Genomic DNA, 24,792 nt, shown 5'->3' with positions numbered 1-24,792 from the left:
GATCGTGACGCCAGCGCGACAGAACGTCTTGACGATCCCCGCCGGCGTTCCCTTTTTGAAGACGCTTGTCCATGCGATCTGCGACGGAACGGTCGTTCCGGACTACCGGTACGACCCGACAGACCCGCTGTCGCTTGCCGGCGTCACGATCTTCGTGCCCACCCGGCGCGCGGCGCGCGTGCTGCGCTCGGAGTTTGTCGATTGCCTTGGAGCCCGCTCGGCCATTCTCCCCGTTATCCGGGCGCTGGGCGAGACGGACGACGACAGCGGCTTCTTCGATGCCGAGATTCCTGCCGTCCTCGATCTTGCGCCGCCGCTGACCGGCCCGGCTCGGTTGATCGAGCTGTCGCGGCTGATCCTTGCCTGGCGTAACACTTTGCCGCGCATCGTGACCGAGCTTCATGGCGATAGCCCGCTGATCGCCCCGGCCAGTCCGGCCGATGCCCTTTGGCTTGCCCGAAACCTGGTACAGATCATTGACGACATCGAGACGGAGGATCTGGACTGGACGAGCCTGAGCTCGCTTGATGCCAGCAACTATGCGCAGTGGTGGACGCTGACGCTCGAATTCCTCGAGATCGCCAGCCAGTTCTGGCCGGCGCGGCTTACAGAACTCAGCCGCTCCTCGCCCGCGCGTCATCGCAACGCCGTGCTCGAGGCCGAAAGTCACCGGATTGCGGCGGGCGCCATAGACGGTCCGATCATCATCGCGGGTTCGACCGGTTCCATTCCTGCGACTGCCCGCCTCATCCTTGCCGTGCAAAAGCTGGCCCAGGGCGCCATCGTGCTCCCCGGGCTGGACGGGACCATGACGGAACCGGACTGGAACCTGATTGATCCGCCACTCATGGACACTGCGCGCCGCGACGATTCCGCCAGTCGTAGCCATCCGCAATATGGATTCGTGCGACTTCTGCGACGAATGGGCATTTCCCGGTCGGAAGTTGTTTCGATCGGCACCGTCGAAAATGATCTTGCCGACCGTGCAGAAACATTGTCGCACGCCTTCCTGCCGGTCGAGGCGACCAGTTCCTGGGACCGTGTCAGACGGTCGCTCGATGCCCGACGCGTCGAGGCAGCGTTTGCGGATGCAGCCCTGATCGAGGCCGTCAACGAGCGCGAAGAGGCAACAGCCATCGCGCTTTCCTTGCGGTTGGCCTTGCAGAAGGACGAGGAATGCCAGGCTGCACTGATCACGCCCGACCGCGATCTCGCGCGTCGGGTCGCCGCGGAGCTGCAGCGCTTCGGCATCGAGGCGGACGACTCCGCGGGAACGCCGCTCGCATCCACCCCTCAAGGCACACTTCTGCGTCTTATGCTCGATGTCGCATTGCGCCCTGGGGATCCCGTCGCCATCACCACGCTGATCAAGCACCCGCTTGCCCGCTTCGGTCTTTCCGCCGAGCGTTTTCGACCGGCGGCAACGCTCTTGGAATTGCTGGCTCTGCGTGGAGGCACGGCACCGGCCGACATTGCCGATCTCCGGCCCCTGCTTGACGAGGCAGCTTTGAGCCGGCGGGCTGACCGCCATGCTCCCGAATGGCTGACACAGGTGACGGATGTGGACATCGAAGAGGTCCGCTTCGCAGCTGGCGCCATTGCCGCAGCTGTCGAGCCCCTCGTTTCCATGCTGGTGCGGCGACGAAAGGGCAGTGGCGGCTTCAGCACCTCGCTGACCCTTGCGGAGTGGGCCGAGCGGACCGGCCGGGCGCTGGAAGGCATCGCCATGACCGAGACGAGCGATCTCGGAGCCCTCTGGTCCGGCGAGGCTGGCGAGGCTCTAGCCGACCTGCTGCGCGCCGTCATCGAGGCGGACGGACAGATCGAGGCCGATGGGGGACAATGGTGCGAGGCGGTCGAGGCGCTGATGGCCGGGTCTGCCGTCAAGCCACGGGCCATGCGGCACCCACGGGTCTTCATCTTCGGGGCCCTGGAAGCGCGACTCCAGAGTGTCGATCTTGTTGTGCTTGGCGGCATGAACGAAGGAACATGGCCGGGACAGACGGCAAACGATCCGTTCCTGTCACGCAGCATGAAGACCGGCATCGGCCTGGAACCACCGGAGCGGCGTATCGGCCAGCTTGCCCACGATCTGCAGATGGCCTGCGGCACGCGCCGTCTCGTGTTCAGCAGATCCTTGCGCAAGGGCGCGACGCCGACCGTCGCCTCACGTTGGCTGCAACGTCTCCTTGCCGTCGGGGGCAAGGATCTCGGTCAGCGCCTGCGGGAGAACGGACGAGACCGTCTGCGCTATGCCGCCCTGCTCGACGCGCGGCCGGACACGCCGCTGGCGCGTCGACCCGAGCCCAAGCCGGATTTCGCCCTGCAGCCGCAGCGCTATTCCTTCAGTGAGGTCGGACGGCTGCGCCGCGATCCCTATTCCGTCTATGCGCGGCGCATCTTGCGTCTCCAGCCGGTAGACGGGTTCAATGCGGACCCAGGCGCTGCCGAACGCGGCACGATCTACCATGCCATCGTTGAGCGGTTCGCCAAGAGTGACGTCGATCCCGCGAGTCCCGAAGCCTCGATGATCATGACGAAGCTGATCGATGAAGCCTTCGACGAACAGCACCTGCCCGTTCATATCGACGTGATCTGGCGGCCACGCTTTGCCGCTGTCGGACGCGCCTTTATCGATTGGGAGATCTCCCGAAAAGATAACATCCGGCAATCCTTCCTGGAGCGCTACGCCAGATTCAAGGTCGGCGTTGCCGACATCGAGCTGACGGGTATCGCAGACCGCATCGACATCGGCCCAGATGGCGCGGCTGTGATCGTCGACTATAAAACCGGTGCAAGCCCTTCGGTAAAGGAGGCTCGCGCACTGCTCGATCCGCAACTTCCGCTCGAGGCAGCCGCGTTGAAGGCCGGTGCCTTCAAGGAGGTCGGCAAGCGACACCCCTCCTCCCTCCTCTACGTCCGGCTGAAACCCGGAGATCGGTTCGACGTGGACGAAGTCAACAATGAGGGGCGTGCGAAAGGCGACGTCGAGCCGAAGACCGCGGAGATGCTGGCGGACGAATCGCTTGCCCAGTTCACCGGCCTGCTTCGGGCACTACAGGTCGGACAGCGTGGCTTCGCCTCGCGCGTGATCGTCCAGAAGGAAAAATCCTACGGCGGCGAGTATGATCATCTGGCGCGTGTGGCCGAATGGTCCACGGCCGATGGTGAAGAGGAGACGGGGGATGCCTGATGACCTCGAACCGGTGAGCGGATCTGCCGTTGACTGGCTGGACTGGACGACGCAGCAGCAGGCACTGGCCTCCGACCCGAACCGATCGGCCTGGGTGTCGGCCAACGCCGGATCGGGAAAAACGCATGTTCTGACACAGCGCGTCATCAGGCTGCTGCTTTCGGGGTGCCGCGCCTCGGCCATTCTCTGCCTGACCTACACAAAGGCGGCGGCAGCCGAGATGTCGAACCGCGTGTTCGAGCGTCTCGCGGAGTGGGTGACGCTGGACGATGCGACGCTTTCGGCAAGGATCGAGGCGCTGGAAGGGAAGGCACCGAGCGCTGCCACCGTCGCCGAAGCCCGGCGTCTGTTTGCGCGTGCGCTGGAAACGCCGGGCGGGCTGAAGATCCAGACCATTCATGCTTTCTGCGAAGCGCTGCTGCATCAGTTTCCGCTCGAGGCCAATGTCGCCGGGCATTTCTCCGTTTTGGACGATCGAACCGCAACGATCCTCCTGGCCGACGCACGCCGCCTTCTCCTGACCGCTGCCGCAACGGAAGGCGATCCGGTGCTGACCGGCGCCTTCGAAACCGTCCTGTCATTGGCTGACGACACCGGGCTCGAAAGCCTGCTTTCGATGATTGTGGCCAATCGCACCGCACTTCAGGCGTTCTTCAGCGAAGCCGAACAGCGCGGCGGCACGGAAATTGTTCTTCGCGAGGCTCTGGGCCTTGGGGCGGAGGAGACAGTCGATCACGTCGTTGCGCAGTTCTGGCCGCTGGCCGGCCTCAATGGTGCGGATCTCACGCGCTATATCGACCTCTGTCGAACGTCGGGCGGCGCCAAGGTCCGCGGCTTTGCCGATGGGCTTGCAGCCGTCGCGGAGTTGACGACTCCGCTCGAGCGCTACCAGGCCATTCGGAACCTGTTCTTTTCGGGATCGTCAGGCAAGCCGCTTGCGATGTCCGGATTTTTTTCTGCGCCCTTGCGCAAGGCGGCGCCTGATCTGGAAGACAAGATGCAGGCCGCCTATGACGCCGTCCTGTCGCTTGCCGACAGATTGGCGCTTCTGCATATGCTCGAGGCGACACAAGCCGCCCTGGTGCTCGCCGAACGGCTTACCCAGGATTACGAGGACATCAAGAAAAGCCGCAGCCAGCTGGACTTCGACGACCTGATCAACCGCACCGCGCGTCTGCTGACGCGGTCCGATGTCGGCGCCTGGGTGCATTACAAGCTGGACCAGGGCATAGACCATATCCTGGTCGATGAAGCGCAGGATACGAGCCCGGTGCAGTGGTCGATCATCCGGTCCCTCGCCGAGGATTTCTTCACCGGCGACAGCGCCCGCGGCCGCCATCGGACCCTCTTTGCTGTCGGTGACGAAAAGCAGTCGATCTACTCGTTCCAAGGCGCGCGGCCGGAGCGATTCTCGGAGGAGGAACGCGAAGCAAGACGTCGAATCGACGCCAGTGGTCTCGCCTTCAGCCCCGTCCGGCTGCAGCTTTCTTTCCGGTCGACCGAGGACGTGCTGTCCGCCGTCGACAGCGTGTTTCGCGAACCTGCTCACGCGCGCGGTCTCAGCGCCCGCAACGAGCCCGTGGTGCACGCCTCCAACCGCGTGGGCCATCCCGGTCTGGTCGAAATCTGGGATGCGATCGCGCCTGCGCCGAGCCTTGAAGAGGAGGACTGGACCGCGGCCTTCGATGCCACGCCGGAAAATGCGCCGGCGAACATTCTGGCTGAACGGATCGCGGCGACGCTTGCCAGCTGGATCGGTACCGAGACCATCATCGAAAAGAATACGCGCCGTGTCATGCGCCCGGGGGACGTGATCGTCTTGGTGCGCAAGCGTGATGCCTTTGTGAACGCGCTCATGCGCGCTTTAAAGACGCGCCACGATATTCCCGTGGCTGGCGCAGACCGGCTGGTGCTGACGGCGCACATAGCCGTGCAGGATCTGATGGCACTTGGCCGGTTCCTGCTTTTGCCGCAGGACGACCTTTCCCTGGCCGCCCTCCTGAAGAGCCCGCTTTTTGCCGTGACCGAGGAGATGCTGGCAGACGCCGCAACCTTGCGACCCCTCGGCCAGAGCCTCTGGCATGCGCTCGCGGCATCGGAGGATCCGACCCTGAAGCCCTTGGTGGCCCGGCTGGCGACCTACCGGATGCTCGCAGATACCCTCTCCGTGCATGATCTTTATGCACGTCTGCTCGGGGCGGATGGCGGGCGCGCCGCGTTTCTGTCGCGGCTCGGCAGTGAGGTCAGCGATATCCTGGATGAATTTCTGACCTTCTGCCTTGATCACGAAGCCAATGGGCTTCCCGGGCTGCAAAGCTTCATCTCCGGTCTCGAACTGGAAGCGCCGACGATCAAGCGCGAGCAGGACAAGGAGCGGAACGAGGTTCGCGTCATGACCGTTCACGCCGCCAAGGGTCTGGAGGCACCGGTGGTCTTTCTTGTCGACGGCAGCGGCAAGGCTTTCAACAATCAGCATGTTCCGGCCCTTCGCATGGTGCCGTCGCCGCGCGGCCGCAGTCCCGATGGAGAGACGCTGACCGTCCCCGTCTGGCGGCCGCCCCGGGCGCCGTCCAACAGCCTCATCGACAGCGATACCCAACGCCTGAAGGCCAGCGCCGAGGAGGAGTATCGCCGGCTGCTCTACGTCGGAATGACGCGCGCGGCCGACCGCCTGATCGTCTGTGGCTATCGCGGCAAGCTCGACAATCCCGAAAGCTGGCATGCCATGGTCAAGGCCGGCCTTGCAGCAGATGCGGAAGGCCGTTTGGTGCCTGCCGATTTTTCCGTGGGTGAACTGCAATGGAGCGGGGCGCGCTGGCAGGCTCTGACGAAGCGGACGGATCTCGACATCGAAGCCGTCACGCGCGAGACTGCTGTCGATGCTGTCGGGGACTTGCCGCCCGCGCTCCTCGAGCCGCTGCCCCCGCAGCGTCACCTTCCGCGCCCTCTGAGCCCTTCCGGAGCCGGCTTCACGGTTGAGGCGGATGCGGCGGACACCACGATGGGCTCCCGTCTTTTCCCTGACGACCGACGGACCGGCCCGTCCCTGTTGCGCGGTGCGGTCCTGCACCGGCTGCTGCAAGTCCTGCCTGCGCGGCCGCAGCAGAATCGCGAGAGCGATGCCGCCCTCTACCTGTCGCGCGCCGTCCCTGGCTGGAGCGACAGGCAGCGGTCGGACATCGTGCAATCCGTTCTCGCCGTTATCGAGGATCCTGCGCTTTCCGTGCTGTTTTCCGCCAGCAGCCGCGCAGAAGTATCGATCATGGGCACTCTACGGCTCGGAGCCCGCGACCACGCGGTTTCCGGCCGAATCGATCGTCTGGCCGTTGCCGACAACGCTGTCGTGATTGCCGATTTCAAGACGAATCGCACGGTTCCCGACGATGTCGGCGCCGTGCCCTTGGTGTACCGAACGCAGCTAGCGATCTATCGGGAAATCCTGCGGCCGCTCTATCCCTCGCACCATTTCCGCTGCATCCTGGTTTTCACCGAGGGCCCGCGCGCAATCGAGGTGCCCGATGCGCTTCTCGATGCCGCGCTTGTGGACCTCGCGACAAAATGAGATAGGGGACATTGAAATTGACCGTCTGGATCATCACATCCTGGACATGCCTTGCGGGTCATCCGCACCGTAAAACCCGCACTTAGAAATCAGGAGCGCATCATGGCGACCGTGAAAGTCGATACATCCAACTTTCAGGATGAAGTTCTCAACGCACAGGAGCCGGTCATCGTCGACTTCTGGGCAGAGTGGTGCGGCCCTTGCAAGATGATCGCACCGAGCCTCGAAGAAATTTCGAACGAGATGGCCGGGAAGGTAAAGGTCGCCAAGATCAATATCGACGAGAACCCCGAGATCGCAGCGCAGTATGGCGTTCGCTCCATCCCGACACTGGCCCTGTTCAAGGCCGGTGAGGTTGCCGACATCAAGGTTGGCGCCGCGCCGAAGACAGCGCTGACATCCTGGATTTCCAACGCGGCCGCTTGAGCGATCGCGTTCCCAGACATCAGAAACCCGGCCTCGCAGCCGGGTTTTTTTATGCCGTCTTCATCCCGATGCCGACATGATCAACGAGGCGGCGTCCCATTGTCGGCGAGCACGTTGCCGACGAGATAGAGCGAGCCACCGATGAGGACGCGCGGGGCCACCGGCTGATGGGCAAACGCATCGGAGAGGATCGAGAGCGCCTCCGCCACCGAGGCGACAGGTTCAACGTCGAAACCCTGCGCCGCGGCATCTTCTGCCAGAGCCACCGGGTCGATGCCGACATCGGATCCGCGGATCGGAACCGTGAAAACCTGCTCGGCAAGGCCTGAAAAGGCTTGGAAATAGCCCGCGGGATCCTTTGTGTTGATCATGCCGATGATCAGAAAAAGCGGTTTTGGATCGCGTTCTTCAAGGTTCGCCATGGTTTCGGCGATCACCTTGCCGGCGCCGGGATTGTGCCCGCCGTCGACCCAGATTTCGGCGCGCTTCGGAGCATACTCTGCCAGTCGTCCGGTTGTCAGCCGCTGGAGTCGGCCGGGCCATTCGACTGTCGTCAACCCTGTCTCGATCGCCGCATCGGCCGGCTGGAAGCCGGCGGCACGCACCGTGCGGATCGCAGCAGCCGCATTGGCATATTGATGACGGCCGGGAAGGCGTGGAAGGGGCAAGTCGATCAATCCGTCATCGTCCTGATAGATCAGCCGACCGAATTCCTCATGTGCGTGGAAGTCCTGCCCGTAGACGGACACCGGGCATCGGAGGCGCTCCGCCGTGCTCACGAGCACGTCGCGTGCAGCCTCTTCCTCCTGCTGGCCAATGACGACGGGGCAGCCGCGCTTCATGATGCCGGCCTTTTCGGCCGCAATGAGCTCGACGCGATCGCCGAGATAGGCCTGATGGTCGAGCGAGATCGGCATGATCGTCGAAACGGCCGGCGCTTTGATGACGTTGGTTGCGTCGAAGCGCCCCCCGAGGCCCACCTCGATGATGGCAACGTCGGCCGGATGCTCGGAGAAAAGAAGGAACGTGACGGCGGTCAGGATCTCGAACACCGTGATCGTCTCGCCGCGATTGGCGGCGGCAACACGGCGTACGGCATCGGCAAGGACGGGATCCGACACGTACGCGCCGCGCCCACCCTTTACGCCGAGACGATAGCGTTCGTGCCACCTCACCAAATGCGGAGAGGTATGGACATGGACCGACAGACCCGCAGCCTCGAGAATTGCCCGCGAGAATGCCGTGACCGATCCTTTGCCGTTCGTGCCCGCCACATGAATGACCGGCGGCAACCTGTCTTGCGGATTGCCAAGCCGGTCGAGAAGACGCGTGACGCGCTCCAGCGACAGATCGAAGCCTTTGGGATGGAGCGCAAGGAGCTTGTCGATCTCCTGCGTGGCTTCGCGCGCCTCGGTGGTCATCGCGCGCTAGACGCTGGCCGCGACCGGCACGGCGGCAGCCGCAGGCGCCACGATCTCCGGCTGAACGGGCCGCTTCACGGCATCGACGGGCTTCTTGAGCATAATCTTCAGCACCCGTGCGAGCGTCTGGGGAATATCATGGCGCTTGATCACCATGTCGATCATGCCATGATCCATCAGATATTCCGACGTCTGAAAGCCCTCGGGCAGCTTTTCGCGGATTGTCTGTTCAATGACGCGCTTGCCGGCAAAGCAGATTTCGGCACCCGGCTCGGCCAGATGCAGATCGCCCAGCATGGCATAGGACGCCGTAACGCCGCCCGTCGTCGGGTTGGTCAGGACGACGATATAGGGAAGACCTGCTTCCTTCAGCATCTGCACGGCGACCGTGGTGCGCGGCAGCTGCATGAGAGAGAGAATGCCCTCCTGCATGCGCGCACCGCCGGAGGCTGGAAAGATGACCAGCGGGCACTTCTCGGCGATGGCACGCTCGAAGGCCTTGATGATCGCCTCGCCTGCGGCAATGCCGAGCGAACCGCCCATGAAGGCGAATTCGTGCACGACGGCCACCAGTTTCAGCCCTTCGACGGTACCGAGACCGGCAAGGATCGTGTCCTCCATCTCCGTCTTCGCACGACTGTCGCGCAGGCGGTCGGTGTACTTCTTGGAGTCGCGAAACTTCAGGGGATCCTGCGCCACCTTCGGCTGCGGCAGCGTCTCGTAGACGCCCGCATCGAAAAGATCCTTCAGACGGGCCTTGGCCGGCATCTTCATGTGAAAGCCGGATGCGGGGATGACCCACTTGTTATCTTCAAGATCGCGGTGGAATACCATCTCGCCCGTCTCCGGGCACTTGATCCAGAGGTTTTCCGGAACCTCGCGGCGGCCGAGCATCGAATTGATCTTCGGGCGGACGTAGTTGGTAATCCAGTTCACGTGAAACTCCTGAAATCGTTCAGCCAGTCATTACCCCGTATGTGGGCAATTATTCGGCCGCTGCAAGACGCGCAGCCCGGACGCCGGCCGAGAGACCGCGCACCAGGGCCTCGACGCCCGGGACAGTCGCGCCCGTCGCCTGACCGTCTTCGGTAAGGCTGGACGCGACCTGATTGATGATGACGGTGCCAACGACCACGCCGTCGGCCGACGCACCGATGGCGCGCGCATGCTCGGCGGTCTTGACGCCGAAGCCGACACAGACAGGCAGTCTGGTGTGCTCCTTGATGCGCGCCACCGCACCGCCGACCAGAGCCGGTTCGGGAAGAGCCGAACCTGTGATGCCATTCATGGAGACATAATAAACAAAGCCGGAGGTGTTCTCGAGGACCTTCGGCAGGCGGCGGCTGCCCGTGGTCGGTGTGGCCAACCGAATAAAGCTGATGCCCTTCTTGAGCGCGGGCAGGCAGAGCTCGTCGTCCATTTCAGGCGGCAGATCGACGACAATCAATCCGTCGATACCGGCGGCGAGGGCATTTTCGAGAAAGCGATCCACGCCGTAGATGTAGATCGGATTGTAGTAGCCCATCATAACGATCGGCGTGTCGGTATCCGTCTTGCGGAACTGGCGCGCGAGCTCCAGGGTCTTTTCCAGCGTCTGGCCACCGGCAAGAGCACGCTGGCCGGCGAGCTGGATCGCCGGGCCATCCGCCATCGGGTCGGAGAACGGCATGCCGAGTTCGATGATATCGGAGCCGGCGGACGGCAGCGCCTTCATGATCGCCAGAGACGTGTCGAAATCCGGATCGCCGCCCATGATGTAGGTGACGAGCACCGGGCGATGCTCGGCGGAAGCCTTGGCGAATGTCCTGTCGAAACGTGCGCTCATCTTGTTACAGCCCCATTCCAAGCAGCTTGCCGACGGTAAAGATATCCTTGTCGCCGCGTCCGCAGAGATTCATCACGATGATCTGATCCTTATCCATCGTCGGCGCCCGCTTGATGACCTCGGCGAGTGCATGGCTCGGCTCAAGTGCGGGGATAATGCCTTCGACGCGGGTCAGAAGCTGGAAGGCTTCGAGCGCCTCGTGGTCCATGATCGGCACATATTCGACCCGACCGGCATCTTTCAGCCAGGAGTGCTCGGGCCCGATGCCGGGATAATCGAGGCCAGCGGAAATGGAATGGCCTTCCTTGATCTGTCCGTCCCTATCCTGCAACAGGTAGGTGCGGTTGCCATGAAGGACGCCCGGGGTGCCCGCCGTAAGCGAGGCACAATGCTCCTCGCCGTCGAGACCCTTGCCGCCCGCCTCGACACCGACGATCTTGACGCTGGCGTCGTCGAGGAACGGATGAAAAAGGCCGATGGCATTGGAGCCGCCGCCGACTGCCGCGATGAGCATGTCTGGCAGGCGGCCCTCCATCGCCAGCATCTGTTCGCGCGTTTCCCGGCCGATGACAGCCTGGAAGTCACGCACCATTTCCGGATAGGGATGCGGGCCGGCAGCCGTGCCGATCAGATAGTAGGTATCGTCGACATTGGTGACCCAGTCGCGCAGGGCCTCGTTCATGGCGTCTTTCAACGTGCCGTGGCCCGCCGTGACCGGGCGGACTTCCGCACCGAGCAGCTTCATGCGGAAGACGTTGGGCGACTGGCGTTCGACATCGGTTGCGCCCATGTAGACGACGCAGGGCAGGCCGAAGCGGGCCGCGACGGTTGCCGTCGCCACGCCGTGCTGACCGGCACCGGTTTCCGCAATGATGCGGGTCTTACCCATGCGCTTGGCAAGCAGGATCTGGCCGAGACAGTTGTTGATCTTGTGAGAGCCGGTATGGTTCAGCTCGTCGCGCTTGAAGTAGACCTTGGCGCCGCCCAGCTCTTCCGTCAGGCGCTCGGCAAAATAAAGCGGGCTCGGACGGCCGGTATAATGCGTGTTGAGATGTTCGAGTTCAGCCTTGAAGGCGGGATCGGTTTTGGCCTTTTCCCACTCGGCTTCAAGATCAAGGATCAGCGGCATCAGCGTTTCCGCGACGAAACGACCGCCGAAAATGCCGAAGCGACCGTCCTCATCGGGACCGGAACGGAAGGAATTGGGTAGGGGGGTCTGATTCACGTCGTGCTCCTTGACCGGAAAGGCTCCGCGCGGGCCTCAGCAACGGCATCGAAAAACTCTTCCATCCGGCGTAGGTCCTTGACGCCGGGCGCGCGCTCAACTCCAGAGGAGATGTCGATCGCGCGCGTGCCTGTCATCTCCAGTGCCTCGCGGATATTTCCGGCGTTCAGACCGCCGGAAAGCATGTAATCCACCTCGGCGTCAAGCGCGTCAAGGAGCGTCCAATCAAACGAGATGCCGTTGCCGCCGGGAATTTCCGAGCCTTTGGGAGCCTTGGCATCGAACAGGAAGCGATCGGCAATGCCGATATAGGCGTCGACCGCCCGGAGATCCTCGGCCTCGCGCACCGAAAACGCCTTCATGATCGGGCGACCGTAGATCGCGCGGATGTCCAGTGCACGCGCGGCCGTCTCGTGGCCATGGAGCTGCAGAATGTCCGGATCGAGCGACGAGACGATCTCGTCCAGCGTATCGTTGTCCGCATCCACCGTGACAGCAACGATCTTCGCCCGCCCGCGTATGCGCTCCGCAAGCCGCGCGGCGTCGTCCGGCTCGATATGGCGCGGGCTCTTTTCGAAGAAGATAAAACCGACATGGTTCGCGCCCAAGGCAACGGCCTTGTCGACGGCTTCGGCGGTCTTCAATCCGCAGATCTTGACATCGATGGTCATACGGCACCGCATTTGCATGAATCGGCCCGCGAGTCGAGCCAAAACAGGGCCTCGCGCAGATCGCCGCAGCTGTGATCAGGTAAAGTCGATGGCATGGAGGAGCGTCCCATTGCGCTTCAGCCAATGGCGGGCCTCCGGCGTCCGGACGCAGAGCTGCTCACACAAGGCCCAGAAGTTCGGTCCGTGGTTCATCTCCTTGAGGTGCGCCACCTCGTGCGCTGCCAGGTAATCGATGACATAGGGTGGTGCCATGACGATGCGCCATGAGAAATTCAGCGCGCCGTCCACGGCGCAGGAGCCCCAGCGACTTCGCGTGTCGCGAAGCGTCAAGGACTTGATTGGTCGTCCGACCTGCAATGCATGGGATGGCGCGAGATGCTCCAGATCCTTTCGGGCCTCCTTCTTGAGAAAGTCGGCGATCCGACGACCGAGATGCTCGGGCGCGCCGCTGACCCTGAGCACCGGCTCATCATCGATCACGACGCTTTCCGTGACACCGCGTAGACGACCGGTTCGTTCGATCCGATGAGCGACGCCGCGCACGAAGATCATCCCGCCATCTTCGAGAACGCTCTCGCCGGAAAAACGTGCAAGCCGGCTTGAAAGCCAGGCTTGGTGTCGGTCGAGAAACTGCGTCACCTCGCGATCAGGCAACCCTGGAGGGATGGTCATCTTCAAGGCCCGTCCGCCCGGCTCGATGCGCAACGTCATGCGTGTCGCACGGGGATTTTGCCGGATCGTCAAGGGGACAGACCGTTCATCGATGACCAGCGTCTTCACGACAGTCTTCGTCACCGGCCGGACGGGTTGTACCGGCTTCTTACGGCGAACGGGCTTCAGCAGCAGAGGAAACATGATGTCCCTGATAGATGATTCGTAGGCCTAGCGCGCCCGGCACGACAAGGAAAAGCCGGCCTTCCTGCATGAGGAAGGCCGGCCTTGGGGAGGTCAGATCACCGTACGGTTAGCCGGCGCTCCGAAGCTCAGTTGCCGGTGTAACCTGTGACCGGGCCGTTCGACGGGGTCCTGCGCTCACGCATGAAGCGGTCGAAATCGTCCTGGTCCTTGGCGCGACGCAATTCGCGCACATAGGCGTCGAAATCTTCGCGCATGTCATCCAGACGGCGACGCTCTTCATCGAGACGTGTCAGTTCTGCTTCGCGCCAATCGTCGAAAGCGACGTTGCCTGTATCGCCTGCGCGGTACGTGCCGCGTGTGAAGCCCGTCCGGCGCAGTCCGCCAAAGCCGCCCCTGAACGTGGAAAACACGGTATCGACGGACGCATTTGCGTCACGCTTGAACGATTTCAGACGTTCCCCGAATAGAATGTAAGCAAGCATGGCAAGGCCAAGCGGCCAAAACACGACGAAGCCGAGAACCATCAACGCAATGGTCGCGGGCGTCCAGTCAGGACGGATCAAGGCATGCTGATTCATGGAGTTTGGTCCTCGTCAATGGAGGGTTCGGTCGTCGAACCCGCTGACGTCGATGTGGGAATAGCAGCATTCCTCCACAAGACGAGACAAACAAAAATCGGGCAAGGGCTTGCCCGATCTCATGATTTTTTGGGTGTTTGACCTGCTCTGGCGCGTCTAGCCGGTTTTGCCGCCCTTGATGACCTTGACGGACGCCGCCTTGTGGCCATGGGCGCGCTGGAAGGCAGCGATGCGCGGCGCAATCTCCCGGCGGAAGCGCGATCCGTTGAAGACGCCATAATGGCCGACATCCGGCTGCACGTAGTGCATGCGCATGTGTTCCGGAATGTTGGAACAGATCGTCTGGGCAGCTTCCGTCTGTCCCACGCCGGAGATGTCGTCGTTCTCCCCTTCGACCGTCAGCAAAGCCACCTTGCGGATCGCGTGGGTATCCACCCTCTCGCCGCGATGGACCATTTCGCCTTTCGGCAAGGCATGCTGCATGAACACGACATCGACGGTCTGCAGATAGAATTCAGCTGTGAGATCCATGACGGCAAGATATTCGTCGTAGAACTCCCGGTGCTTTTCCGCGGCATCGCCGTCATGCTGGACGAGGTGGTCGAAGAATTCCTTCTGAGCATTGATATGCCGATCGAGGTTCATCGACATGAAGCCGGAGAGCTGCAGGAAACCCGGATAGACCGGACGCATGAATCCCGGTTGCGGAAAAGGAACGGGCATCACGACATTGTCGCGAAACCATTCGATAGGCTTGTCCTTGGCAAGTTTGTTGACGGCGGTCGGATTGATACGGGTATCGATCGGTCCACCCATCAACGTCATAGAGGCGGGCGACAGGGCATCACCTCTGGCTTCCATGATCGCGGCAGCGGCCAGAACCGGAACGGCTGGCTGGCAGACAGCGATGACATGAGTATCGGGTCCCAGGAAGTGCAGAATTTCGATGATGTACTCGATATAGTCGTCGAGGTCGAACGTGCCTTCCGTCAGAGGCACCATGCGGGCATCGATCCAGTCCGTGATGTAGATGTCGGACGTCGGCAGGAGAGCTTCCACGGTGCCGCGCAGGAGGGTCGCATAGTGACCGGACATCGGCGCGACAATCAGGACGCGCGGATCAGACCGCGCCGGTTTCTCCAGGATGCGCTCGAAATGAATGAGGTTGCAGAAGGGTTGCCGCCACACGATCTTTTCGTCGATCGAAATCGGACGATCGTTGATGATCGTTTCGTCAAGCCCGAACTCCGGCTTGCCATATCGACGGGTCGAGCGCTCGAAGACCTCGAGACCGGCAGCGGCCGTGCGACCGAGATAGGTCTGCGACAGCGGATTAAGGGGATTGCTGTAGGCAAGACGCAAGGCATCGGCTGCGGCGCGCCAAGGCGCCATGATTGCGTGGTTCAATTCGTAGAACTGGTAAAACACTGGATGCAAACTCCTTTTACCACAAGAGGAGATGGGACGCAGCATAAAGCGTTTCTCAATCTCCATCCGAATATTTCAGGCTACGCTTTATTGTGCGTTGCAGCAAGTTGTTTAAAGTATCATGTCTGGCCAGTGCGAAACTGTTGTATGGCGCTCCTTTCATTCCTCCTGATGCGGCCGTTCGGAACGGACGGAAGTGTGCGCCCGCAAGCATTGAGAAGTCGATAATTCTTCTCAGTAGCCAGACGGCCCTGCCGGGATGGACGTTTCACTGTCTTGATAGTGGAGACGGAGGCGGTTCGTAGCTTCCACGAGCGTGGTGACATCCGTGCCGATAGCCATGAAGTCTGCTCCGAGATCGCGGTAGAGCCGCGCTTGATCGAGGCTCAGCGTCATGATGCCGGCCGCCTTGCCGGCGCGCGCAATGCGCTCGAAGGCATCGCGAATGGCATCCGTGACGTCGGCATGGCCAGGCTGCCCGAGACGTCCCATGTCGGCTGCCAGGTCGGAGGGGCCGATGAACAAACCATCGATCCCGTCGACGGTGGCGATCTGGTCGAGCATCTCCAGACCCGCCCTGCTCTCAATCTGGACGATCAGGCAGATTTCTTGTTCCGCAGTTTCGAGGTAATCGCTGACGCGATTGAAAGAGGATGCGCGACCGAGGGCCGCGCCGACGCCGCGAACGCCCTGGGGCGGATAGCGCACTGCACGCACGAGCCGTTTGGCTTCCTCCACCGTCTCCACCATGGGGATCATGATGGTTTGTGCGCCAGCGTCGAGGATCTGCTTGATCATCCAAGTCTCGCCTACCGGAAGGCGAACGATCGCGTGGCTCTGTGAACCCTTCAGCGCTTGGACCTGTGCTGCCAGAAGGGGAATGTCGTTCGGCGCATGTTCGCCGTCGATGAGAAGCCAGTCATAGCCGCAGCCGGACACGATCTCTGCCGCGTAAGGGTTGGCCATTGCCACCCAGAAACCGAGCTGGAATCGCCGCTCGCGCAGCGCAGCCTTAAAGAGGTTGACCGGTGCCGGCACGTGTCTCTCCTTCTTGTTCCTCAAGCGTTCAGATAGCGCATATCGCCAACGTCTCCATGCCGTAGACGCTCTATTCGCCAAAAGCATCTTGTCGGCAGCGACGTGGACTCACTAGATGGTCGCGTGCGCGCTCCCTCGCACCCAGCGCTTTTCCGTTGGCGACGCTCAGTCAGCGGCCAACACACTGAAGGACAAGAACCATGACAACGTCGAGCAATTTCCGACAGGCGGATTTTCCGATCGAGGCCAGCTTTCTCGATCGCTGGTCGCCCCGCGCTTTCAAGGACGAGACGATGGGAGAGTCTGAACTCCTGACGATTCTGGAGGCCGGGCGTTGGGCGCCCTCCGCCTTCAACTCGCAGCCCTGGCGTTTTTCCTATGCTTTGCGCGGCTCGCCGGAATGGGACACGCTTCTGCCGATCCTCAACGACTTCAACCAGAGCTGGGCGAAATCCGCATCCGCTTTGGTGATCATCATCTCGAAGACGCATTTCGCGGCACCAGGCGCGACCGAAGCCAAGCCGTCCTACAGTCATAGCTTCGATGCGGGTGCTGCATGGGGCGCCATTGCCCACCAGGCAACGCTGCTCGGCTACCAGGCACATGGCATGACCGGAATTCACTTCGACAAGGCCGAAAGTATCCTCGGCATCCCCGAGGGCTACCGTGTCGAAGCCGCCATTGCGATCGGCCGCGTCGGCGACAAGTCCGTTCTGCCGGAAGCGCTGCAGGCCCGGGAAACTCCGAGCCCCCGTCGACCCTTGTCTGAGCTCGCCTTCAATGGCAGCTTCAAAGCCGATTGATCGCAAAGCAACATCAGTCAAAAAGAAGGCCTCGCAACCGGATGGCTGCGAGGCCTTTCTTCGAAGCGGCAAGCGATAAACGCCTAGATGTCGAGGTTAGCGACGTTCAGGGCATTCTCCTGAATGAAATCGCGGCGAGGCTCGACCTCGTCACCCATAAGCCGCGAAAACAAGCTGTCGGCGTCCGTCGCATCGTTTACGCGAACCTGTAGCAGCGAGCGGACGTTCGGATCGAGCGTGGTTTCCCAGAGCTGTTCTGCATTCATCTCGCCGAGGCCCTTGTAGCGCTGCATGGAAAGGCCCTTGCGGCCGCTGGCAAAGATCGCGTCAAGGAGAGCGCGAGGACCGCTGATCTCCTGCGTGCCCTCCTTGCGCCGCAGGACAGGGGGCACGGCATAGATGTCGTGAAGCTTGGCGTTCAGCTGGTCGATCAGGCGGGCATCCTGCGACGCGATCAGCGCCATGTCGAGGAACGCCAGTTCCTTGACCCCGCGGACCATGCGCTCGAGCCGCAGGCCACCATCACCCGCGATCTCGGCCTTCCAGCCACGTTCGGTTTCCTCGGCGATCAGATCGAGCCGCTCCGCCAGCTCGCGCGCGATCACCGCAGATTTCTCGTCATCGCGCAGGCGTTCCGGATTGAGGGCGCCGGCGATCGCCGCCTGCTCGACGACAGAGCGGCTGTAGCGGGAATGCAGTCCTTCGACGAGTGCGCGCAGGCGCAGCGCATCCGTGATGACTTCGCGCAGGTCCTGCCCTGCCCGCACCTCGCCGGAACCGAGTTCCAGCCGCGCTTCTTCCAGCCCCATCGAAATCAGATATTCTTCGAAGGCCTTCTCGTCCTTCAGGTACTGGGCGGACTTGCCGCGCGTAACCTTGTAGAGCGGCGGCTGAGCGATGTAGAGGTGGCCGCGCTCGATCAGCTCCGGCATCTGCCGGAAGAAAAACGTCAACAGCAGCGTCCTGATGTGGGCGCCATCCACGTCGGCGTCCGTCATGATGATAATCTTGTGGTAGCGCAGCTTCTCGGGGTTGAACTCGTCCTTGCCGATGGAGGTACCGAGCGCGGTGATCAGCGTCCCGATTTCCTGGCTGGACAGCATCTTGTCGAACCGCGCACGCTCGACATTCAGGATCTTGCCGCGCAGCGGAAGGATCGCCTGATTTTCGCGCGACCGCCCCTGCTTTGCAGAGCCGCCGGCTGAGTCACCTTCGACGAGGAAAAGTTCGGACTTGGACGGGTCGCGCTCCGAGCAGTCGGCAAGTTTGCCCGGAAGCGAAGAGATATCGAGCGCACCCTTGCGACGCGTCAGTTCGCGCGCCTTGCGGGCAGCCTCACGCGCGGCGGCGGCTTCTACCACCTTGCCGACGAGGATCTTCGCATCGGCCGGATGTTCCTCGAACCAGGTGCTCAGCGCCTCGTTGACCAGGCTTTCGACAACCGGTCGTACCTCGGAGGAGACGAGCTTGTCCTTCGTCTGCGAGGAGAATTTCGGATCAGGCACCTTGACGGAAAGGACGGCCGTCAGCCCTTCGCGGCAGTCTTCGCCCTGCAGCGTCACCTTTTCCTTTTTGGTGATACCGGATTGATCCGCGTAGGAGGTCACCTGACGCGTCAGGGCCCCGCGGAAGCCGGCCATATGCGTGCCACCATCGCGCTGGGGAATGTTGTTGGTGAAGCAGAGCATGTTCTCGTGGTAGCTGTCGTTCCACCACATCGCGACCTCGACGGTAATGCCGTCCTTTTCGCCGCGAATGGAAACGGGCCGTGAGACCAGCGGCTTCTTGGCACGATCGAGATAAACGACGAAGGCCTCGAGGCCGCCATCATACATCATCTCTTCCTGCTTGATGTCGGAATGACGCTTGTCGGTGAGGATGATGCGGACGCCGGAATTGAGGAAGGCGAGCTCGCGGAGACGATGTTCCAACGTGCCGTAATCGAACTCCACCTTCGTGAAGGTTTCGGTGCTCGGCAGGAAAGTGACCTCGGTGCCCGTCAAGCCGCCGCTGTCACCGGTCACCTGCAGTGCACCGTCGGCGACACCGTGGGTAAAGCTCATCTCATGGATCTTGCCCGATCGACGGATCTTCAGCTTCAGCGAGACGGAGAGCGCATTGACGACGGACACGCCGACACCATGGAGACCACCGGATACCTTATAGGAATTCTGGTCGAACTTCCCGCCTGCATGCAGCTGCGTCATGATGACCTCGGCCGCCGACACCCCTTCTTCCTTGTGGATGTCGGTTGGAATGCCGCGGCCATTGTCGGTTACCGTTACCGAACCATCGGCGTTCAGCGTCACCGTCACGAGGTCGGCGTATCCGCCCAGCGCTTCGTCGATTGCGTTGTCGACGACTTCGTAGACCATATGGTGCAGGCCCGAGCCGTCGTCCGTGTCGCCGATATACATGCCCGGACGCTTGCGGACAGCGTCCAGACCCTTGAGAACCTTGATCGAATCGGCACCATATTCGGCATTTGCGCCGGTTGCAGCATCAGGCAGTTCGGTCATTGAGGTAGGGTCTTTCCATTGTTACGGCGTCGTTCCAGATGCTTAGCATGCGGGGAGCCAGGCCATGCAAGTATCCGAAGGGCGAATCAGCAGGACGGCAGTCGCTGAAATGTCGATATTCCCAGTTCTGATCCAAAGTCCGACCGCCGGTTGCGGGTCTGAAGTGGGACCGAAATCAAACCGGCAAGAGCGTGATTGGCGATGAGGTCTTTCCGTTTTCAGCAGGCTTCCACGGCGGCGTCACCTCTGTGTGCTTGCCGCCGAAAGGGTTCAGGATCCATCTTTAGCACCCTTCTGCGCATTGTCCAAAAGTTGCGTGATATCCACAATGGTCTGGTCCTGAAGATGGCGGATCTGTGCTGCCAGCCGGTTCGCGAGGATCGTATGGCCAGGAGCCAGACCTGCCGTATCCAGTGTCACGCGGGGGTTTGATTGGGCCGCGAGCGCAAAGAGAGCGTCGGCCTCGTCCCAGATGATGTGGAAATAGCCAGCCACACGCTGCAGGAAATCAAAGCTTGGCGTACCCCGACGGCCATGTTCCAGCGCCGAGAGATAGGCGGCCGACACATTGAGGGCCTGTGCCATCTGCTTCTGCGTTACGCCACGCTCCAAACGAAGGCGGACCATCTCCTCACCGAAGGGTGTCATGGCGCCGAGGACGTCTCATGCGAGAAAGCCAGAGTTCTGCCGGGAGACGTCGTGCCGCGACAGCCGGACGTAAAGCGCGCCCTCGCCTCCATGGTTGCGGGCTGCGGGCTCGTAGGAGGAAATCAGCGGACGAAAGTCCGGCAACGAAAACCACAGAGGCACTGCCCGCTTCAGGGCGCCTTCGCTGCCCATCGATGTTCCCTTGCCCGTAATGACAAGAACGTGCCGCAGACCACGGTCATGCGCTCGCGAGAGGAACTGCAGCAGGAGGCCATGCGCTTCGGATTGCACCATACCATGAAGGTCAATGCGGGCATCGATCGGAAGATGACCCTTGGCGAGTTTGCGTTTGACGGGCTTTTCCAGCGGCTGGTGACGTTTCGGCGCGTCGATCTTGGCCGCAGGCGCCATCGCGCGGGCTTGGACCACGGCCACCGAGACTGGCAGGGGCTCCGGAGGCTTCGGCGGTGGTTCCTCTCCCTCGAACAGCGCAAGCAATTCCATGCGTCCCGGAAGCGCGCGCGTCGATCGGGCGACCTTGCCCCAGAGAATGCGGTCTTCGCTGGAAAGCGTCTTCTTCCTCGTCATGCGCCGTATCTTGCCGCGGCGGCCTTCGGAATCAAGATGAAAAAGTCTGCGGCATTGCGCACCGCTCCCGCCTTCTCACCGGCTTCATCACCGGATCCGGTGAAGATGTCGCCCCGCGCCGGACCGACGATGGCCGTGCCGGTATCGAGCGCCAGCATCAGGCGGCGAAACGGTCGTCCGTCATCGATACGGGTCAGACTGTCACTCGCGATGAAAAAGGGTACGCCGAAGGTATGGATGAGGCGATCGACGGCCAGCGAGCGTCCCGGCTGCAACGGCACCTTTGCGGCGGCGACGGGTCCGAGGGCCGGATCCTCGACAGGTGCTTCTCGGAAAAAGATAAAGGACCGATTGTGCCACATGACTGCGTCGGCTTCCGCAGGATGCGCGTCGAGCCAGCCCTTGATCGACTGCATGGAAACGGTCGCAGCGTCGATCGCACCGTGATCGATCAACAGTTTCCCGATAGCCGAAAATGGCTGTCCGCTCTTTGCGGCATAGGTGATGCGCTCAGTGGAGCCGTCCGGAAAAAGAAGACGGGCTGCACCCTGGACATGCGCGAAGAAGACATCCGTCTTGGATCGGGCAAACGCAATCTCCAGCCCACGCCCATCGAGAAAGCCTGTTTCGATCGCCTGTCGATCGGGGTATTCCTCGATCCGGCCCTCTACATGGCGAGCAAAGGCGAAGCTCTCGTGCAGAAAGGACGGCCGGGTCTTTTCGTCGAGATCGACCAGATCGTCCGGCCGACGATAGAACGGATAGACATAGGCCCCGGTGCGCTGGCGGCTGACGGGAACGACGGGTTCGAAAAACGCGGTAACGAAGCCGGTCGCGCCATCCCGACGCTGGATGGCGAAGGGTTGAAAGTTCGCCTCGAAAAAGGCTCGGGCTGAACCCGCATCTGATACGTCGACGTCCTCGGCCGCTCGAAACGCCGGCAGGAGATCGTCGGAAGAAATGCCGAGCGATCCTGTTCGGTGCGGTTTGACGGTCTCGACCTGAACCCGGCACCGCCGCAGGGCTGGCAGAAGGTCCGACGGATCGTCATCCGCCCAGCCGGGCAGATCCTCGTAGCAAACCTTGCGGAGCGCAAAATCCATCGACGATCCCTATCTCTCTGACATGCGCCGCCGACAATCGAACAACGAAACTCAGTTTTCGGATTCGGTTGCGATCAGCTTCCAGTTCGGATCGCGAGAGCGGGTATCGCGCGCAAACGTCCAGAGGTCGTTGACCTCGGAGACGGCTTCGGCATCGCCATCCACCAGTTTGCCAGATGCGTCATAGGTCGCCGAGATCAACTGGCTGAAGATCCGCACGGTGACAATTGCCTCGCCGTCTTTCAGGTCGGCCGAGACAATATCGGACTTTTCGATGCCGACGAACGTAGACTTGACGGATTCACCCTTGGCCTCGCGATCGGCGATCGCCGCTTCAAAGCCGTCATACACTTCCTTGGAAAGAAGCGACTTTAACGTCTTCCGGTCCGCATCGGCAAACGCCATGACAATCATTTCGTACGCCATGCGCGCGCCGTTTACGAAGGTCTTCGGATCGAAGCTGTTGTCGGCATCGGCAATGCGGCGCAGCGACGCGTTCAACGGGGTCTCCGGCTTGGCGAAGGCATCAATGGCTGCATATCGAGCAGCCTCGTCGACAACGGTGTCGCGACGGGGCAGTTGGACAACCTTGCCGGTGGGGTCGGCGCTGTCCACAGGTTCGCGCGCGGAAAAGGGATCGGACGGCGGGCGTTCGTTGCCTGTCCGACGGCCCAGCACGCTGCGAAGCTGGATGAAAATGATCACCGCGGCGACAAGAAAGAACAATGTTACGAAGTCGAAAGATCCCATTTCCACCAATGCCGCTTTTATGATGTATCTTAGAGACCCATATAGACGCGATGATGCCATCATTCAAATGGCCTGAAGCAGATTGGGGCGGCATGAAGGCCGCTCGGCAAGGAGATCCGCCGATCTTCGCGTCGGCGTCGAGGTCGTTCGGCGACCCGGTGCAGCTTTCACATTTCCGTGCCTCACGGGATAAGTCAGACGACAACCTTTTAACGAACATGTGGACCAAATGCGCCTTTCCCTGATCCCGCTCTTCTTCCTGCTTCTGCCGATGGCCGAGATTGCCACCTTCATCGTTGTCGGACGCGAGATCGGTGTTGCGGCGACCCTCGGCCTCATTCTTCTGTCGGCTGTTGTCGGCGCTGTTCTCCTGCGCGCGCAAGGCCTTGGCGTCCTTCGAAAACTCCAGTCCCTCTCGCGCACCGGAGAAAATCCCGGGCGTCAGATCGTTCATGGTGCGATGATCGTCATCGCTGCCTTTCTCCTGATCCTGCCGGGGTTCCTCAGTGATCTGATTGGCATTCTTCTCTTCATTCCGGCAGTGCGCGAAGCGGCATGGCAGTTTCTCCGCAAGCGGGTCACTGTGGTGACGCGGACCAGCGGTACGCGGTCCGATCCGGCCGACGCTCGGCCACGTTCCATTCCCGGAGTCATCGATCTTGATGACGCAGAGTTTACCAGGGATCCGGATCACAACGGCCCGAGCGACCGGTTGCGCTGATCCGCGCTCGTTGAGCGTCATGGCAACGGCCATGATCGCGCGTCGTCGCTCGGGTTGTAAGGACATGCCCGAAATGATAGATGCGCTCGACTGAAGACCGCTCCCTCCAACGTCTTCCCGATCGACCGCCTCCAAGGAACGCGCCTCATGACCGATACAGCAGCCCCCACGAACGGTGGCACCGGCGAAAATCCCTCGCTGAACATTCTCGCCCAGTACATCAAGGATCTCTCGTTCGAAAACCCGGGTGCGCCGCGTTCGCTCCAGGCCCGTGACAAGGCGCCGGCAATCAATATCAACGTCAATGTGAATGCCAACCCGTTGTCGGATACGGAATTCGATGTCGTGCTGACGCTGAATGCCGAAGCCAAGGATGGCGACAAGGTTCTGTTTGCGATCGAGCTGACGTATGGCGGTGTCTTTCGTGTGACCGGCTTCCCTCAGGAGCACATGCTGCCGCTTTTGTTCATAGAATGCCCGCGCTTGCTGTTCCCCTTCGCACGCCAGATCGTGGCCGATGCGACGCGCAATGGCGGCTTCCCGCCGCTCATGATCGATCCGATCGATTTTGCGCAGATGTTCACGCAGCGCATGGCCGAAGATCGCGTCCGCGCCCAGGTTTCGTCGACGCCGAACTGATCTTACAATCTTTGATGGTTCGAAGCGCCCGGTCTGCCAGAGACCGGGCGTTTTTCGTTCAGACGTCGTAGCGCGACCAGATGGCCTTCGCGCCGATCTTCTCGATCAGCGCTGCATGCGCTGCGATGCCGTCTGCAGCAAGACGCTGACGTAGCGGGGCCGGACGCTCCCGCGGTACGAAGACCACATCGTCGGTGGCTTCGATCCGTGCCCGGCTTTCCTGCGTGGTCAGGCCGAGGGCCGCCTGCCGGCCGCCGATCATCTCGATATAGACCTCCGCCAGGAGTTCGGAGTCGAGCAACGCGCCGTGCTTTGTCCGATGGGTGTTGTCGATCCCATAGCGTCGGCAGAGAGCATCCAGAGAGTTCGGCCCCATCGGGTGCTTGCGTCGAGCCAGTGACAGGGTATCCGTGACAAGATCCTGCGAGACGGCCGGACGATCCAGACGCGCCAGTTCCGCGTTGATGAAGCCCATGTCGAACGTGGCATTGTGTGCGACCCAACGGGCACCGTCGAAGAATGCCATGAGATCTTCGACCACCTCGGCAAAAACCGGTTTGTCCTTCAAGAACTCGTCGGTGATGCCGTGCACTGCCAGCGCATCGGGATGTACCTTCCGGTCTCCGGGATTGATGTACCGATGAAACGTCTTGCCCGTTGGAAAATGGTCGTTGAGCTCGATGCCGCCGATCTCGATGACGCGATCCTGTCGATTGTCGAGGCCGGTCGTTTCCGTATCGAAGATGATTTCCCGCATGGCTCTTCCTTTTATCGCGTCGACCTCCCCGAGAGACGA

The 24,792-nt window shown here is 61.7% G+C and carries 21 protein-coding genes; 6 read left to right on the top strand and 15 right to left on the bottom strand.

Annotated features, from left to right (window positions below):
• The first annotated feature begins 4 nt into the window (after positions 1-4).
• From addB to trxA, 3 genes are read left to right on the top strand one after another with little or no spacing between them, the layout of a single operon-like run.
• Positions 5-3,193 carry a double-strand break repair protein AddB gene (gene addB, locus ASG03_RS01550; protein WP_062691684.1) on the top strand — a complete coding sequence of 1,063 codons (3,189 nt, stop codon included), beginning with the start codon at positions 5-7 and terminating at the stop codon, positions 3,191-3,193.
• Complete coding sequence (gene addA, locus ASG03_RS01545) at positions 3,186-6,755, top strand: double-strand break repair helicase AddA (protein ID WP_062691682.1); 3,570 nt, start codon at positions 3,186-3,188, stop codon at positions 6,753-6,755. Before addB ends, addA begins: the two co-directional genes overlap by 8 nt.
• Before the next feature lie 60 nt (positions 6,756-6,815).
• Positions 6,816-7,181 carry a thioredoxin gene (gene trxA / locus ASG03_RS01540; protein ID WP_274533631.1) on the top strand — a complete coding sequence of 122 codons (366 nt, stop codon included), beginning with the start codon at positions 6,816-6,818 and terminating at the stop codon, positions 7,179-7,181.
• An 80-nt stretch (positions 7,182-7,261) separates the two neighbouring features.
• Here trxA and ASG03_RS01535 read toward each other — a convergent pair whose 3' ends face one another.
• The 9 genes from ASG03_RS01535 to ASG03_RS01495 form a co-directional block, all read right to left on the bottom strand.
• A complete protein-coding gene (locus tag ASG03_RS01535) occupies positions 7,262-8,602 on the bottom strand; it encodes a bifunctional folylpolyglutamate synthase/dihydrofolate synthase (protein ID WP_062691680.1) in 1,341 nt (446 codons plus the stop codon).
• A 6-nt stretch (positions 8,603-8,608) separates the two neighbouring features.
• Positions 8,609-9,538: an acetyl-CoA carboxylase, carboxyltransferase subunit beta gene (accD, locus tag ASG03_RS01530; RefSeq protein WP_062691678.1), complete on the bottom strand. Its 930-nt coding sequence runs from the start codon at positions 9,536-9,538 to the stop codon at positions 8,609-8,611.
• Positions 9,539-9,587: 49 nt separating this feature from the next.
• Complete coding sequence (gene trpA / locus ASG03_RS01525; RefSeq protein ID WP_062477295.1) at positions 9,588-10,427, bottom strand: tryptophan synthase subunit alpha; 840 nt, start codon at positions 10,425-10,427, stop codon at positions 9,588-9,590.
• Positions 10,428-10,431: 4 nt separating this feature from the next.
• Positions 10,432-11,652: a tryptophan synthase subunit beta gene (gene trpB, locus ASG03_RS01520; RefSeq protein WP_062477299.1), complete on the bottom strand. Its 1,221-nt coding sequence runs from the start codon at positions 11,650-11,652 to the stop codon at positions 10,432-10,434.
• On the bottom strand, positions 11,649-12,323 hold the full coding sequence (locus ASG03_RS01515) for a phosphoribosylanthranilate isomerase (RefSeq protein ID WP_062691675.1): 675 nt from the start codon (positions 12,321-12,323) through the stop codon (positions 11,649-11,651). The genes trpB and ASG03_RS01515 overlap by 4 nt, the downstream gene beginning before the upstream one ends.
• A gap of 75 nt (positions 12,324-12,398) precedes the next feature.
• On the bottom strand, positions 12,399-13,178 hold the full coding sequence (locus ASG03_RS01510; RefSeq protein ID WP_062691673.1) for a M48 family metallopeptidase: 780 nt from the start codon (positions 13,176-13,178) through the stop codon (positions 12,399-12,401).
• A 128-nt stretch (positions 13,179-13,306) separates the two neighbouring features.
• Positions 13,307-13,759, bottom strand: coding sequence for a DUF2852 domain-containing protein (locus ASG03_RS01505; RefSeq protein WP_062477307.1), 453 nt, complete (start codon positions 13,757-13,759; stop codon positions 13,307-13,309).
• 156 nt (positions 13,760-13,915) lie between these two features.
• Positions 13,916-15,187 carry a polyhydroxyalkanoate depolymerase gene (gene phaZ, locus ASG03_RS01500; RefSeq protein ID WP_062691671.1) on the bottom strand — a complete coding sequence of 424 codons (1,272 nt, stop codon included), beginning with the start codon at positions 15,185-15,187 and terminating at the stop codon, positions 13,916-13,918.
• A 234-nt stretch (positions 15,188-15,421) separates the two neighbouring features.
• A complete protein-coding gene (locus ASG03_RS01495) occupies positions 15,422-16,225 on the bottom strand; it encodes an aldolase/citrate lyase family protein (RefSeq protein ID WP_062691669.1) in 804 nt (267 codons plus the stop codon).
• 200 nt (positions 16,226-16,425) lie between these two features.
• Here ASG03_RS01495 and ASG03_RS01490 point away from each other — a divergent pair, with 200 nt between their 5' ends.
• Positions 16,426-17,028, top strand: coding sequence for a nitroreductase family protein (locus ASG03_RS01490; RefSeq protein WP_062691667.1), 603 nt, complete (start codon positions 16,426-16,428; stop codon positions 17,026-17,028).
• Between the two features lie 83 nt (positions 17,029-17,111).
• Here ASG03_RS01490 and gyrB read toward each other — a convergent pair whose 3' ends face one another.
• From gyrB to ASG03_RS01465, 5 genes are all read right to left on the bottom strand, one after another.
• Complete coding sequence (gyrB, locus tag ASG03_RS01485) at positions 17,112-19,547, bottom strand: DNA topoisomerase (ATP-hydrolyzing) subunit B (RefSeq protein ID WP_062477319.1); 2,436 nt, start codon at positions 19,545-19,547, stop codon at positions 17,112-17,114.
• Positions 19,548-19,817: 270 nt separating this feature from the next.
• The gene (locus ASG03_RS01480; protein WP_062691666.1) at positions 19,818-20,195 is read right to left on the bottom strand and encodes a helix-turn-helix domain-containing protein; all 378 of its coding nucleotides are present in this window, start codon (positions 20,193-20,195) and stop codon (positions 19,818-19,820) included.
• 15 nt (positions 20,196-20,210) lie between these two features.
• Complete coding sequence (locus tag ASG03_RS01475; protein ID WP_062691664.1) at positions 20,211-20,783, bottom strand: Smr/MutS family protein; 573 nt, start codon at positions 20,781-20,783, stop codon at positions 20,211-20,213.
• A complete protein-coding gene (gene mltA / locus ASG03_RS01470; RefSeq protein ID WP_062691662.1) occupies positions 20,780-21,886 on the bottom strand; it encodes a murein transglycosylase A in 1,107 nt (368 codons plus the stop codon). Before mltA ends, ASG03_RS01475 begins: the two co-directional genes overlap by 4 nt.
• Positions 21,887-21,937: 51 nt before the next feature.
• Positions 21,938-22,636 carry a Tim44/TimA family putative adaptor protein gene (locus tag ASG03_RS01465; RefSeq protein ID WP_062477331.1) on the bottom strand — a complete coding sequence of 233 codons (699 nt, stop codon included), beginning with the start codon at positions 22,634-22,636 and terminating at the stop codon, positions 21,938-21,940.
• Positions 22,637-22,865: 229 nt separating this feature from the next.
• Between ASG03_RS01465 and ASG03_RS01460 the strand changes: the two genes are divergently transcribed.
• Both ASG03_RS01460 and secB read left to right on the top strand, forming a co-directional pair.
• Positions 22,866-23,357 (top strand): FxsA family protein, encoded by a 492-nt coding sequence (locus tag ASG03_RS01460; protein ID WP_062691659.1) that lies wholly within the window; start codon positions 22,866-22,868, stop codon positions 23,355-23,357.
• A gap of 147 nt (positions 23,358-23,504) precedes the next feature.
• A complete protein-coding gene (gene secB / locus ASG03_RS01455) occupies positions 23,505-23,996 on the top strand; it encodes a protein-export chaperone SecB (protein WP_062477338.1) in 492 nt (163 codons plus the stop codon).
• Positions 23,997-24,054: 58 nt separating this feature from the next.
• Here secB and dnaQ read toward each other — a convergent pair whose 3' ends face one another.
• Positions 24,055-24,753: a DNA polymerase III subunit epsilon gene (dnaQ, locus tag ASG03_RS01450; RefSeq protein WP_062477341.1), complete on the bottom strand. Its 699-nt coding sequence runs from the start codon at positions 24,751-24,753 to the stop codon at positions 24,055-24,057.
• Positions 24,754-24,792 lie beyond the last annotated feature (39 nt).

The sequence above is a fragment of the Rhizobium sp. Leaf341 genome, assembly GCF_001424325.1.
Lineage (GTDB): Bacteria > Pseudomonadota > Alphaproteobacteria > Rhizobiales > Rhizobiaceae > Ferranicluibacter.
The sequence above is the reverse complement of the archived record's forward strand: the minus strand, read 5'-3'. Positions and strand labels throughout refer to the sequence as shown.

Excerpts from the sequence above, each read along its gene's own strand:
- secB (WP_062477338.1), top strand. The coding sequence starts at position 23,505 with ATGACCGATACAGCAGCCCCCACGAACGGTGGCACCGGCGAAAATCCC.
- ASG03_RS01460 (WP_062691659.1), top strand. The coding sequence starts at position 22,866 with ATGCGCCTTTCCCTGATCCCGCTCTTCTTCCTGCTTCTGCCGATGGCC.
- ASG03_RS01465 (WP_062477331.1), bottom strand. The coding sequence starts at position 22,636 with ATGGGATCTTTCGACTTCGTAACATTGTTCTTTCTTGTCGCCGCGGTG.
- ASG03_RS01475 (WP_062691664.1), bottom strand. The coding sequence starts at position 20,783 with ATGACGAGGAAGAAGACGCTTTCCAGCGAAGACCGCATTCTCTGGGGC.
- dnaQ (WP_062477341.1), bottom strand. The coding sequence starts at position 24,753 with ATGCGGGAAATCATCTTCGATACGGAAACGACCGGCCTCGACAATCGA.
- trpA (WP_062477295.1), bottom strand. The coding sequence starts at position 10,427 with ATGAGCGCACGTTTCGACAGGACATTCGCCAAGGCTTCCGCCGAGCAT.
- mltA (WP_062691662.1), bottom strand. The coding sequence starts at position 21,886 with ATGGATTTTGCGCTCCGCAAGGTTTGCTACGAGGATCTGCCCGGCTGG.
- addA (WP_062691682.1), top strand. The coding sequence starts at position 3,186 with ATGCCTGATGACCTCGAACCGGTGAGCGGATCTGCCGTTGACTGGCTG.
- ASG03_RS01535 (WP_062691680.1), bottom strand. The coding sequence starts at position 8,602 with ATGACCACCGAGGCGCGCGAAGCCACGCAGGAGATCGACAAGCTCCTT.
- ASG03_RS01480 (WP_062691666.1), bottom strand. The coding sequence starts at position 20,195 with ATGACACCCTTCGGTGAGGAGATGGTCCGCCTTCGTTTGGAGCGTGGC.
- ASG03_RS01510 (WP_062691673.1), bottom strand. The coding sequence starts at position 13,178 with ATGTTTCCTCTGCTGCTGAAGCCCGTTCGCCGTAAGAAGCCGGTACAA.
- ASG03_RS01515 (WP_062691675.1), bottom strand. The coding sequence starts at position 12,323 with ATGACCATCGATGTCAAGATCTGCGGATTGAAGACCGCCGAAGCCGTC.
- ASG03_RS01505 (WP_062477307.1), bottom strand. The coding sequence starts at position 13,759 with ATGAATCAGCATGCCTTGATCCGTCCTGACTGGACGCCCGCGACCATT.
- ASG03_RS01490 (WP_062691667.1), top strand. The coding sequence starts at position 16,426 with ATGACAACGTCGAGCAATTTCCGACAGGCGGATTTTCCGATCGAGGCC.
- gyrB (WP_062477319.1), bottom strand. The coding sequence starts at position 19,547 with ATGACCGAACTGCCTGATGCTGCAACCGGCGCAAATGCCGAATATGGT.